Source organism: Bacillus sp. GC_Bacil_1 (assembly GCF_026540675.1).
Classification (GTDB): domain Bacteria; phylum Bacillota; class Bacilli; order Bacillales; family Bacillaceae_G; genus Bacillus_A; species Bacillus_A cereus.
In genome coordinates this window covers 165,923-178,594 of the sequence record NZ_JALNUG010000007.1, presented here as the reverse complement: position 1 = coordinate 178,594, position 12,672 = coordinate 165,923, and the positions used below count along the sequence as shown (strand labels likewise).

Sequence of the window (12,672 nt, the reverse complement as noted above, 5' to 3'; positions counted from 1 at the left end):
GAACAGGAGTTTAATTTATTATGGAGGTGCTATGTCTAGTATGAATACGAACGAAAGAATCGTGCCCCTCCTACCATTAAGAGGCGTTCTCGTATATCCAACGATGGTTTTGCATCTTGATGTAGGACGTGATAAATCGATACAAGCACTAGAGCAGGCGGCAATGGATGAAAATATCATCTTTTTAGCAATGCAAAAAGAAATGAATATCGATGATCCGAAAGAAGATGACATATATAGTGTAGGTACAGTGGCGAAAGTAAAGCAAATGCTAAAATTGCCGAACGGTACGCTTCGTGTCCTTGTGGAAGGTTTACATAGAGCAGAAGTAATAGAGTTTATCGAAGAAGAAAATGTAGTACAAGTGTCTATTAAAACGGTAACTGAAGAAGTAGAAGATGATTTAGAAGAGAAAGCTCTTATGCGTACGTTACTGGAGCATTTCGAACAATATATTAAAGTTTCGAAAAAAGTTTCAAATGAAACATTTGCAACAGTAGCTGATGTAGAGGAACCAGGGAGATTAGCTGATTTAATTGCTTCTCACTTGCCGATTAAAACGAAGCAGAAACAAGAGATTCTAGAGATTGTATCTGTAAAAGAACGATTACATACACTTATTTCAATTATTCAAGATGAACAAGAGTTACTTAGCCTAGAAAAGAAAATTGGGCAACAAGTGAAACGTTCAATGGAGCGCACGCAAAAAGAATATTTCTTACGTGAGCAAATGAAGGCGATTCAAACTGAACTTGGCGACAAAGAAGGTAAGGGCGGAGAAGTAGAAGAACTTCGTGAAAAAATTGAACAGTCAGGAATGCCTGAAGAAACAATGAAGGCTGCGCTGAAAGAATTAGATCGTTATGAAAAGTTACCAGCAAGTTCTGCGGAGAGTGGTGTTATTCGCAATTATATTGATTGGTTATTAGCGCTTCCGTGGACAGAGGCAACAGAAGATATAATTGATCTTGCTCATTCGGAAGAGATTTTAAATAACGATCATTACGGTCTTGAAAAAGTGAAAGAGCGTGTACTTGAATATTTAGCTGTACAGAAGTTAACGAATTCATTAAAAGGACCTATCCTTTGTTTAGTAGGCCCTCCTGGGGTCGGAAAAACTTCGTTAGCGCGTTCAATTGCAACATCATTGAATCGTAACTTTGTCCGTGTATCTCTTGGTGGTGTGCGTGATGAATCTGAAATTCGTGGTCACCGCCGTACATATGTTGGAGCAATGCCAGGACGCATTATTCAAGGTATGAAAAAGGCGAAAACAGTTAATCCAGTCTTCTTATTAGATGAGATTGATAAAATGTCTAACGATTTCCGTGGAGATCCATCAGCAGCATTACTTGAAGTATTAGATCCAGAACAAAACCATAACTTCAGTGATCATTACATTGAAGAACCATATGATCTATCGAAAGTTATGTTTGTAGCAACTGCTAATACACTTTCAAGTATTCCAGGTCCATTACTTGACCGTATGGAAATCATTTCGATTGCTGGCTATACAGAACTTGAAAAAGTACACATTGCTCGTGAGCATTTATTGCCGAAACAATTAAAAGAGCATGGCTTACGAAAAGGTAATTTACAAGTACGTGATGAAGCGCTTCTTGAAATTATTCGTTATTATACACGTGAGGCTGGTGTTCGTACGCTAGAACGCCAAATTGCAAAAGTTTGCCGTAAAGTAGCGAAAATTATCGTTACAGCAGAACGTAAACGTATCGTTGTGACAGAGAAAAAGATTGTTGATTTACTTGGTAAACACATATTCCGTTATGGGCAAGCTGAAAAAACAGACCAAGTTGGTATGGCAACAGGTCTAGCTTACACAGCAGCAGGCGGCGATACACTTGCAATTGAAGTTTCTGTAGCGCCAGGAAAAGGGAAACTAATTTTAACAGGGAAACTTGGGGATGTTATGAAAGAATCCGCACAAGCTGCGTTTAGTTATATACGTTCTCGTGCAGAAGAGCTTCAGATTGATCCGAATTTCCATGAGAAAAATGATATTCATATTCATGTTCCAGAAGGAGCAGTTCCGAAAGATGGACCGTCAGCAGGTATTACGATGGCAACGGCACTTATTTCTGCACTAACAGGTATTCCTGTAAGTAAAGAAGTAGGTATGACAGGTGAAATTACACTTCGTGGTCGTGTATTACCAATTGGTGGCTTAAAAGAAAAAACATTAAGTGCTCACCGCGCAGGCTTAACAAAAATTATTTTGCCAGCAGAAAACGAGAAAGATTTAGATGATATTCCAGAGAGCGTAAAAGAAAACCTTACGTTTGTGCTTGCATCTCATTTAGATGAAGTATTGGAGCACGCATTAGTAGGAGTGAAACAATGAAAGTAACAAAAGCAGATATTGTAATTAGTGCTGTTAAACCAGAACAATATCCAGACAGTGATTTACCAGAAATTGCATTAGCAGGTCGTTCAAATGTCGGGAAGTCTTCCTTTATTAATAAAATTTTAAATCGTAAAAAGTTAGTGCGTATTTCTTCTAAACCAGGAAAAACGCAAACGCTGAACTTTTTCTTGATCAATGAGATGATGCATTTTGTTGACGTTCCAGGTTATGGATATGCGAAAGTGTCTAAATCGGAGCGCGCGGCATGGGGGAAAATGATTGAAACGTACTTTACAACGCGCAAGCAATTAGACGCAGCTGTATTAGTAGTTGATTTACGTCACCAACCGACAAGTGATGACGTGATGATGTATGATTTCTTAAAGCATTATGAAATCCCAACAATTATTATTGCGACGAAAGCTGATAAAATCCCGAAAGGGAAATGGCAAAAGCATTTAAAAGTTGTAAAAGAAACGCTTGCTGTTGAAATTGGCGATGAAATCGTTCTATTCTCTTCTGAAACAGGACTTGGAAAAGAAGAAGCGTGGAAGGCAATTCATAAAATGACAAAAACAAAAAACGCGTGACGAATGTCGCGCGTTTTTTTCTTTATATAAGCTGTTAACGTACGTTTAATGTAACTTCAATATTACCTCGTGTTGCTTTAGAGTAAGGACATACACCGTGAGCCGCTTCTACAAGTTCTTGTGCTTCGCTATGTGAAACGCCAGCGACATGTACATCAAGCACGGCAGATAGGCCAAAACCACCATCTGTATCTTTTCCGATAGAAACGTGAGCGGTTACTTCTGTACTTTCTACTTTCATACGTTTTGTACGAATGACAAGTTGTAATGCACTATCGAAACAAGCTGCATAACCAGCTGCAAATAGTTGTTCTGGATTTGTTGCTTCTCCACCTGCACCACCTAGTGCTTTCGGCATTTTCACATCAAGATTTAATATGCCATCATCTGAAACTACTTTCCCATTTCTTCCACCTGTTGCTGTTACTGAAGCAGTATATAATTTATCCATATTTATTCCCCTTTTCCATCATTAATTGTTTTCATTGTTTCAATTAGTTTATTTAGTTGAATTAATAAAGAGCGATATTCTTGCTCTGTAATTCCTAAGTTTGTAGCCATTGTTGTCGGTAATGAACAAGCCTTTTCCTTTAAATTTTTACCTTGTTCTGTTAATTCAATACAAACTTTTCGCTCGTCTTCTTTGGAACGAACACGTTTTACAAGTGTTAATGATTCCATTCGTTTTAACATAGGTGTTAACGTACCGGAATCTAAAAATAGACGTTCTCCAATTTCTTTTACTGTTAGTCCATCTTGCTCCCATAGTACGAGTAAAGTAATGTACTGGGGATACGTAATACCCATCTCTTCTAAATAAGGTCGATAAAAACGAGTAACCTCTCTAGAACAGGCATAAATAGAAAAACAAAGTTGGTTATCTAGATGCAAAGAGTCCTCTGTCATACATAACTCCCTCCTTATTAAGTTGTGCACAATTTAATTTTGTAAAATCAATATAACGAAAAAGAAATAAAATGTCAAATACATTGTATTGAGAAAGTGTTTGCTACATTTTGGAACAATCATACATATTTTCCTTCATGATGAAAGAAGATAGGAAAGATGATGTTATAATTTATATGGAATAGTTTCCATCACTTGATTATGAGGACTTTTTTTGGTAACGTACAAATAGAGTTATTAATTTATAATCATTATAAAGTAGAAGTTTTTTTATTAGTTTGCTGAATCTCCTTTATTACATACGGAGAATAATTAAAAAATAATCGGTTGTTCACACGATTGTCAGATTCATAAGAGGAAAGTTGTATTATGATAGTAGATAAAGTGATAAAACGGGTGAAGGGGGACATGCTGCGTGCATATTCTTGTTGTTAGTGTAAATTATCGAACAGCCCCTGTAGAATTTCGTGAGAAACTCACATTTCAGGCAGCAGAGCTAGAGCGAGCGATGACTACATTACAAAATCAAAAGAGCGTGTTAGAGAATGTCATTGTATCAACTTGTAATCGCACTGAGATTTATGCTGTTGTCGATCAATTACACACGGGACGGTATTATATTAAGAAATTTTTAGCTGATTGGTTTCAGCTTGAAATAGAAGAAGTCGCACCATATTTAACTATTTTTGAACAAGATGGTGCAATAGACCATTTATTCCGCGTAACGTGCGGTTTAGATTCTATGGTAGTGGGAGAAACACAGATTTTAGGCCAAATAAAAGATAGCTTTTTAGAAGCACAACAAGTTAAAGCAACAGGCACAATTTTTAATGAATTGTTTAAGCAAGTCATTACATTAGCAAAACGTGCCCACTCAGAAACAACAATTGGTGAAAGTGCGATGTCTGTTAGTTATGCTGCTGTTGAGCTTGGAAAGAAAATATTTGGCGAGTTAACGGATTGTCACGTGCTTATTCTTGGTGCTGGTAAAATGGGCGAACTTGCATTGCAAAACTTATATGGAAGTGGTGCTCGTAAAGTAACAGTTATGAATAGGACGCTTTCGAAAGCAGAAGTAATGGCTGAGAAATATATGGGACATGCAAAATCATTAAGCGAATTACAATGTGCATTATTAGAAGCAGATATTTTAATTAGTTCAACTGGTGCATCTGAGTATGTCATTACGAAAGAGATGATGACAAAGGTGGAGAAAATGCGCTCTGGTCGTCCTTTGTTTATGGTTGACATTGCAGTGCCACGTGATATTGATCCAGCGATTGATGAGCTAGAAGGTTCTTTCTTGTATGACATTGATGATCTGCAAGGAGTGGTGGAGGCAAACCGTGCTGAGCGTTTGAAAGAAGCAGAGAAAATTCAATTTATGATTGAAGAGGAAATTGTTCTATTTAAAACGTGGTTAAGTACACTTGGTGTTGTTCCATTAATATCAGCTCTTCGTGATAAGGCACTTGCAATCCAAAGTGAAACGATGGTAAGCCTAGAGCGAAAAATACCAAACCTTAGTGATCGTGAGAAAAAAGTTATTAGTAAGCATACGAAAAGTATTATTAATCAATTATTAAAAGACCCAATTTTAGTAGCAAAAGAAATAGCTGCTGAAGAGGGAGCGAGCGAAAAACTAGCGTTATTTGCAAAGATTTTTGATTTAGAAACGGAAGAAGTAGAGAGTCGTGCGGAAGAAGTAGAACATAAAAGAGTGTGGACACCATCCGTTCCATCTTTATAATTTGGAAGGATGATCGGATGAGTTTTTTAAATAACAGTATTATTTATCATATTGCAATTATTTTATATGCTTGTAGCATTAGTTTATATTTTATAGATTATTTCCAAAGTAACCGAAAGGCGAACCGATTTGCTTTTTGGTTACTTTCGATTGTATGGGTATTGCAGTCTATTTTTATGTTGCTTAGGGCGACAGATTCAGAAACGAATCCCATTTTAACTTTATTATCAGGGATTTATTTTTATGTTTGGTTATTGATTACGATGTCGTTAGTCATAAATCGATTTATGCGCGTTGACTTTTTAGTCTTCTTTACAAATGTTGTTGCATTTGGCGTAAGCGCTTTTTCTATTTTTACACCGCTCGGAAAGATGTCGCCAGTACTTGCAGAGCAATTAGTTTCAGAACTTGTATACGTGCATGTTGGAATGGCGATTATTTCTTATGCAACGTTTACGGTATCGTTTATTTTTTCTATTATGTATTTACTGCAATATCGCCTATTAAAAAAGAAAAAGTGGAATGCGAGATTAAGAAGGTTAGGGAATTTACCGAAGCTTGAATCTACGTCTTACGGATTAAATTTATTTTCTGTTCCATTTTTCTTACTAGCAATTTTATTGGGGTGTATATGGGGATATACAAAATTGGACAATTTCCATTGGTATGATACGAAAGTAATCGGATCTTTTGTCGTTCTATTTGTGTATTGCACAGGTTTATATTTACGAGCGGCAGATGTGTTGCAAGGTAAGAAAATTGTACAGTGGAATATCGGATCGTTTCTCGTAATGCTAGTAAACATTTTTCTATTAAGCAGTTTATCCAATTTCCACTTTTGGTATTTATAATGAGGAGAGAGAATTATGCGCAAAATTATTGTAGGGTCACGAAAGAGTAAACTAGCATTAACGCAAACAAACTGGTTTATTGATCAGTTAAAAGCGCTAGGTCTACCATATGAATTTGAAGTGAAAGAAATTGTCACAAAAGGTGATGTTATTTTAGATGTTACTCTTTCAAAAGTAGGCGGAAAAGGCTTGTTCGTTAAAGAAATTGAGCATGCGTTACTTACGAAAGAAATCGATATGGCTGTACATAGTATGAAAGATATGCCGGCCGTACTTCCAGAAGGTTTAATGATTGGCTGTACACCAAAGCGTGTTGACCCTCGGGATGCTTTTATCTCAAAAAATGGAGCATCGTTTAAAGAGTTAGCGGAAGGTGCTATTTTAGGTACGAGTAGTTTGAGACGTAGTGCACAGCTACTCGCTGCGAGACCAGATTTACAAGTGAAGTGGATTCGCGGGAATATCGATACACGTTTACGTAAATTAAAAGAAGAAGATTACGATGCGATTATTTTAGCGACAGCTGGATTACAAAGAATGGGCTGGGATGATGAAGTTATTACAGAACATTTAGATGAAACGTTATGTGTACCTGCTGTAGGACAAGGTGCATTAGCGATTGAATGTCGTGAGGATGATAAGGATTTATTGCAATTGTTAGCGCATATTAATGATGCGATAACAGAAAGAACAGTGGCAGCGGAGCGAGTATTTCTTCATAAACTTGAAGGTGGATGCCAAGTTCCAATCGCTGGATATGCAACCCTTACAGAAAACGATGCAATCGAATTAACAGCTCTTGTTGGCTCTATGGATGGCTCTGTTTTATTAAAAGAGACAGTAGTGGGTACTAATCCTGAAGAAGTAGGATTAGAGGCCGCGGACCGTTTAATTAAACAAGGCGCCAAAGAACTCATTCTTGCTGCAAATAAGGAGCAACAATAAATATGAACGCTCTCGCTGGAAAAACGGTATTGATTACACGTGCCCAGCATCAAGCGAAACAAATGAGTGTAGCAGTGAAAGAAAAGAGCGGAATTCCATTGGAAATTCCGCTTTTGCGTATGGAAGGTATGTCTCATAGGCAAATTCAACATATTGAAGAGCAGCTACATTCATACGACTGGGTTATTTTTACGAGCAGAAATGGTGTAGCTTTTTTTCTAGATAGTTTAAAAAAGAAACTACCACTAACCATTAAAATCGCTGCGGTAGGTGTGAAAACAAAATTAGAGTTAGAAAAAAGGGGCTATCAAGTTCATTTTGTTCCGACTTCATTTGTTGCAGAAGCATTTGCCGAAGAGCTTCTAAAAGAATTAAATGGAAACGAACGTATTTTATTTCCAAAAGGCAATTTAGCAAGAGATGTAATACCAGTTAAACTGCGTGAAATTGGTGTTTCTCTAGATGAGTTGATCGTATACGGTACGAAAGTGAATGTAGAAAAAAAGCAAGAGCTTATAGCAGCGTTGAAGTTAGGAGAAGTAGACATTATTACATTTACGAGTCCTTCAACTGTTACTAGTTTTGTTCGTTTACTTGAGGGTGCAAACTGGAGAGAATGGACAAAAAAATGTACAATTGCTTGTATAGGACCTATTACGGAAAAAGAGGCAAGTCGTTATTTTCCGTCTGTTATTGTGCCGAAAGAGTACACTGTAGAAGCATTACTACAATGTGTTTGTGAATCTATAAAATGAAAGAATGGGGATAGAAATCTATGAACTCTTTACAATTTAATCGTCATCGTCGTTTAAGACAAAGCGGGGGCATGCGTGCGCTTGTGCGTGAAACGTTTTTACATACGGAAGATTTTATTTACCCTATTTTTGTATTAGAAGGTGAAAATGTTCGTAATGAAGTTCCTTCTATGCCAGGCGTATATCAAATTTCTTTAGATTTATTGCAAGCTGAAATGCAAGAAGTTGTTGATTTAGGTATTCGTTCTGTTATTGTATTTGGTTTACCTGCTGAAAAGGATGAAGTTGGATCATCAGCATATTGTGATCATGGAATTGTACAACGTGCTATTCAGCAAATTAAAGGTGATTTCCCTGAGCTAGTAGTAGTCGCAGACACATGTTTATGTCAATTTACAAGCCATGGTCATTGCGGTGTAATTGAAGATGGTATTATTTTAAATGACGAGTCTCTTGCAGTTCTTGCGAAAACGGCTGTAAGTCAAGCGAAAGCAGGAGCGGACATTATTGCGCCATCAAACATGATGGACGGCTTCGTAACAGCAATTCGCCATGCATTAGACGAAAATGGTTTTGGACACGTGCCAGTTATGTCGTACGCTGTGAAATATTCATCAGCATTTTATGGACCATTCCGTGATGCTGCGCACGGTGCACCGCAATTTGGTGACCGTAAAACATATCAAATGGATCCGGCAAACCGTATGGAAGCATTCCGTGAAGCAGAATCAGATGTAATGGAAGGTGCAGATTTCTTAATCGTAAAACCAGCTCTTTCTTACTTAGATATCGTTCGTGATGTGAAAAATAACTTTAATTTACCAGTTGTCGCTTATAATGTAAGTGGTGAATATTCGATGATTAAAGCGGCAGCGCAAAATGGCTGGATTAATGAAAAAGAAGTTGTTCTTGAAAAATTAATTAGTATGAAACGTGCAGGAGCAGACTTAATTATTACGTATCATGCGAAAGATGCAGCAAAATGGTTACAAGAAGGAGGCGCTAAATAATGAAAAAGTTTGATAAATCGATTGCGGCGTTTGAAGAGGCACAAGACTTAATGCCTGGTGGCGTAAATAGCCCGGTTCGTGCTTTTAAATCTGTTGGGATGAATCCGTTGTTTATGGAGCGTGGAAAAGGCTCTAAAGTATATGATATTGATGGGAATGAATACATCGACTACGTATTATCATGGGGGCCTTTAATTCATGGTCATGCAAATGATCGTGTTGTAGAAGCGTTAAAATCTGTTGCTGAAAGAGGTACAAGCTTCGGTGCACCAACAGAAATTGAAAATAAATTAGCAAAACTTGTTATTGAGCGCGTGCCATCAATTGAGATTGTGCGTATGGTTAACTCTGGAACGGAAGCAACAATGAGTGCACTACGTTTAGCTCGTGGTTATACAGGTCGTAATAAAATCTTGAAATTTATTGGTTGTTACCACGGTCATGGTGATTCGCTATTAATTAAAGCTGGTTCTGGTGTGGCGACTTTAGGTTTACCAGATAGTCCTGGTGTACCAGAAGGTGTAGCGAAAAATACGATTACAGTAGCTTATAACGATTTAGAAAGCGTAAAATACGCGTTTGAACAATTCGGTGATGATATTGCTTGTGTAATTGTAGAACCAGTAGCAGGAAATATGGGGGTTGTTCCTCCGCAGCCTGGATTTTTAGAAGGTCTTCGTGAAGTAACAGAACAAAACGGTGCATTGCTTATTTTTGATGAAGTAATGACAGGGTTCCGAGTAGCTTATAATTGTGGCCAAGGTTATTATGGCGTAACACCTGATTTAACATGCTTAGGTAAAGTAATCGGTGGTGGTTTACCAGTAGGAGCATACGGTGGTAAAGCAGAAATTATGCGCCAAGTTGCACCAAGCGGACCGATTTACCAAGCTGGTACTTTATCAGGTAATCCACTTGCAATGGCAGCAGGTTATGAAACGTTAGTACAGTTAACGCCAGAATCATATGTAGAATTTGAGCGTAAAGCTGAAATGTTGGAAGCTGGATTACGTAAAGCAGCTGAAAAACATGGCATTCCACATCATATTAACCGTGCAGGTTCTATGATTGGTATTTTCTTTACAGATGAGCCCGTTATTAATTACGATGCAGCAAAATCTTCAAACTTAGAATTCTTTGCGGCTTACTATCGTGAAATGGTAGAACAAGGTGTATTCTTACCGCCATCTCAATTCGAAGGTTTATTCTTATCGACAGCACATAGTGACGCAGATATTGAGGCGACGATTGCAGCAGCTGAAATTGCAATGTCAAAATTAAAATAATGTATTAGAGAAAAATCGCTCTCCATAAGGGGGGCGATTTTTTTTATTCATAAAGTAAGCTTTCTCTACATAAATCTGTAATGACATATAGTTTGGGAGGGGGAAAAGAAGTGGCTGCAGATCATTCGTTACGATTTTCATTAAAAGAATCTGTTTGGTTCCAAAAGGGACAGGAAGTCGATGAACTTTTGTCAATTTCGTTAGATCCAGACGTTGAGATAGAAGAGCTTGATCATGAAGTAATCGTGAGAGGGCAATTAGATTTAACGGGAGAGTATGTTGCACGAAAAGATGATTCGGCGTATTCATTAAGAGAACTATCGCCAGCAAAGTCAATTGATTATGTAGAAACAAGGGAAGATGGGGTTAATGAACTTGTTCATTCCTTTCCGCTTGAAATATCAATTCCGAGAAATCGAGTGAAAGTAATTGAAGAGCTATATGTATCAATTGAGGAATTTGATTATGAATTAAAGGAAAATGGTTGCTTACAATTATTAGCGGATATATCTATTAGCGGTTTGTGTGATGAAGAGAGAAACGAGGATGAAGCTGAAGAGGAAGAAACGGTGTATGCCGAGTTAGAAGAAGATTCAGCGCAAGAGGATGAAAATAGACCGGCGCCGCATGTAGAAGAACCAGCATATAAGGAATCAGATGAGTGGGAAGATTACGCATTTGAACCGTTCCAATTAGAGGAAAGAAAAGAGCAGGAATTAGAAGAAGAGAAGATAGAGGAACATGAATTTGTGGAGCGTGAAGAGGAGCAAGAAACAACGCCGCAATTTGAATTGTTTGGGCGAAAAGATTTCAAGAAAGAAAAAGCGAAAAAGCAGGAAGAACAAGAAGAAGAGTACTCACAGCGAGATGAAAATGCGCTTTATTTAACAAAACTATTTACGAAAGAACCGGAAGAAGAATTTACAAAGTTAAGAATGTATTTCGTGCAAGAAGGGGATACAATTGAATCTATTGCAGAACGTTATGAAACGTCTGTGCAAAATGTGTGCCGTGTCAATCAAACAGAAGATATATTTTTAAATACGGGGCAAATTATTTATATTCCGGTTTCAAGGGTAAAGGCGAAATAAGGAAGTGAGTGTTTTCACTCGCTTCTTTTCTTAGAGGCTATGTTTTGAATAGAAAGGGTTATTCGTATGGATATTGAATTACGAAATCACTATGAACCTATCGTGAGGCAATATAGATTGGATACGCAGCATATGGAAGAGCACGGAAGCGTAATGAAAATTTATACGAATCAAGGTCCATATGCACTCAAGAAAATAGAAGGCAGAAAGTTAGAGCGGAATAATTTTCTGCATCATATTCAATATTTGAAGGAGAAAGGTTTTTCAAATTATGTACCTATATACCACGCCACGGATGGAAATTATATTTTAAGTGACGGGACGTATAATTATTATTTAATGCCTTGGTTAGAACGTGCAGAAGGAAACGGCGAGGATAATGATCAATACCATAAAATGTTTCAGACACTTGGAACGTTGCATCAAAAAACTGTGAAGGAAGAAACATATACGGAAGAAGATTTAGAAAAACATTATACAACTATATCCGATCGCTGGGAAAATGATGGTGAGATGTTAGAAGAGTTTCTCGTAGAATCTGAATCAAAATGGTATATGTCCCCGTTTGAATTACAATATTGTACGTACTATCATCATGTAATGAGAGCGCGTGAATTTGCAACGAAGCAATTAAATGAGTGGAACGATGCGATGAAAGAAAAAGAGAAAACACGTATTACTTTTGTGCATGGTAACGTGTCACTTAATCATTTTTTATTTGACTATGAGCGAAATGGCTATTTTATTAGTTTGGAAAAATCGAAGTTTGCAACGCCTGTGCAAGATATAGTAGGTTTTTATTCACGGTCTTTAAACACATATCCAATCGCAAGAAGTGATCGGTTTGAATGGTTTCAAATGTATCAAAAAAATTTCCCTTTTACGAAAGAAGAGCAACTACTTATGTTTGCGTATATGACGTATCCATCGCAATTTATTCGGCAAATCCAGTCTTATAAGAAAAGAAGAGATAATCGCAACGAGGAAAATGAACTGCGCGGAGTAAAGAGTTTGCAACAATCGCATTGGCTCGTTAGCAATATAGAATATTTCCTGTCACAATTACAAGCTGCCCAGCAAGGGAACGGGTAAAGTAAAACTTTAATCAGCGGGTGGCGCCAAC

General features: G+C 37.4%; 12 protein-coding genes. 10 read left to right on the top strand and 2 right to left on the bottom strand.

Features of this window, described 5'->3' with window-relative positions; translation table 11 throughout:
- Positions 1–31 precede the first annotated feature (31 nt).
- On the top strand, positions 32–2,362 hold the full coding sequence (lon, locus tag OXT04_RS13375) for an endopeptidase La (protein ID WP_000097288.1): 2,331 nt from the start codon (positions 32–34) through the stop codon (positions 2,360–2,362).
- Complete coding sequence (gene ysxC, locus OXT04_RS13370) at positions 2,359–2,955, top strand: ribosome biogenesis GTP-binding protein YsxC (RefSeq protein ID WP_000869118.1); 597 nt, start codon at positions 2,359–2,361, stop codon at positions 2,953–2,955. The genes lon and ysxC overlap by 4 nt, the downstream gene beginning before the upstream one ends.
- A gap of 34 nt (positions 2,956–2,989) precedes the next feature.
- On the opposite strand, the gene OXT04_RS13365 is transcribed toward ysxC, so the two are convergent.
- Both OXT04_RS13365 and OXT04_RS13360 read right to left on the bottom strand, forming a co-directional pair.
- Complete coding sequence (locus OXT04_RS13365) at positions 2,990–3,406, bottom strand: organic hydroperoxide resistance protein (protein ID WP_000359774.1); 417 nt, start codon at positions 3,404–3,406, stop codon at positions 2,990–2,992.
- A gap of 2 nt (positions 3,407–3,408) precedes the next feature.
- The gene (locus OXT04_RS13360; RefSeq protein WP_016080166.1) at positions 3,409–3,861 is read right to left on the bottom strand and encodes a MarR family winged helix-turn-helix transcriptional regulator; all 453 of its coding nucleotides are present in this window, start codon (positions 3,859–3,861) and stop codon (positions 3,409–3,411) included.
- 415 nt (positions 3,862–4,276) lie between these two features.
- On the opposite strand from OXT04_RS13360, the gene hemA reads away from it, so the two are divergent.
- The 8 genes from hemA to ysxE all read left to right on the top strand — a co-directional run bounded on the left by hemA (position 4,277) and on the right by ysxE (position 12,641).
- On the top strand, positions 4,277–5,611 hold the full coding sequence (gene hemA, locus OXT04_RS13355; RefSeq protein WP_000547868.1) for a glutamyl-tRNA reductase: 1,335 nt from the start codon (positions 4,277–4,279) through the stop codon (positions 5,609–5,611).
- Between the two features lie 17 nt (positions 5,612–5,628).
- A complete protein-coding gene (locus OXT04_RS13350; protein ID WP_000009005.1) occupies positions 5,629–6,462 on the top strand; it encodes a cytochrome c biogenesis protein in 834 nt (277 codons plus the stop codon).
- 15 nt (positions 6,463–6,477) lie between these two features.
- Positions 6,478–7,407 carry a hydroxymethylbilane synthase gene (gene hemC, locus OXT04_RS13345; RefSeq protein ID WP_016080168.1) on the top strand — a complete coding sequence of 310 codons (930 nt, stop codon included), beginning with the start codon at positions 6,478–6,480 and terminating at the stop codon, positions 7,405–7,407.
- A gap of 2 nt (positions 7,408–7,409) precedes the next feature.
- A complete protein-coding gene (hemD, locus tag OXT04_RS13340; protein WP_023523117.1) occupies positions 7,410–8,162 on the top strand; it encodes a uroporphyrinogen-III synthase in 753 nt (250 codons plus the stop codon).
- A 20-nt stretch (positions 8,163–8,182) separates the two neighbouring features.
- Entirely contained in the window at positions 8,183–9,172 is a 990-nt protein-coding gene (hemB, locus tag OXT04_RS13335; RefSeq protein ID WP_001087056.1) for a porphobilinogen synthase, read from the top strand.
- On the top strand, positions 9,172–10,458 hold the full coding sequence (gene hemL / locus OXT04_RS13330; protein ID WP_000712942.1) for a glutamate-1-semialdehyde 2,1-aminomutase: 1,287 nt from the start codon (positions 9,172–9,174) through the stop codon (positions 10,456–10,458). The genes hemB and hemL overlap by 1 nt, the downstream gene beginning before the upstream one ends.
- An 80-nt stretch (positions 10,459–10,538) precedes the next feature.
- Complete coding sequence (spoVID, locus tag OXT04_RS13325; RefSeq protein WP_115609903.1) at positions 10,539–11,549, top strand: stage VI sporulation protein D; 1,011 nt, start codon at positions 10,539–10,541, stop codon at positions 11,547–11,549.
- 66 nt (positions 11,550–11,615) lie between these two features.
- The gene (gene ysxE, locus OXT04_RS13320; RefSeq protein WP_000350660.1) at positions 11,616–12,641 is read left to right on the top strand and encodes a spore coat protein YsxE; all 1,026 of its coding nucleotides are present in this window, start codon (positions 11,616–11,618) and stop codon (positions 12,639–12,641) included.
- The last annotated feature ends 31 nt before the right edge of the window (positions 12,642–12,672 follow it).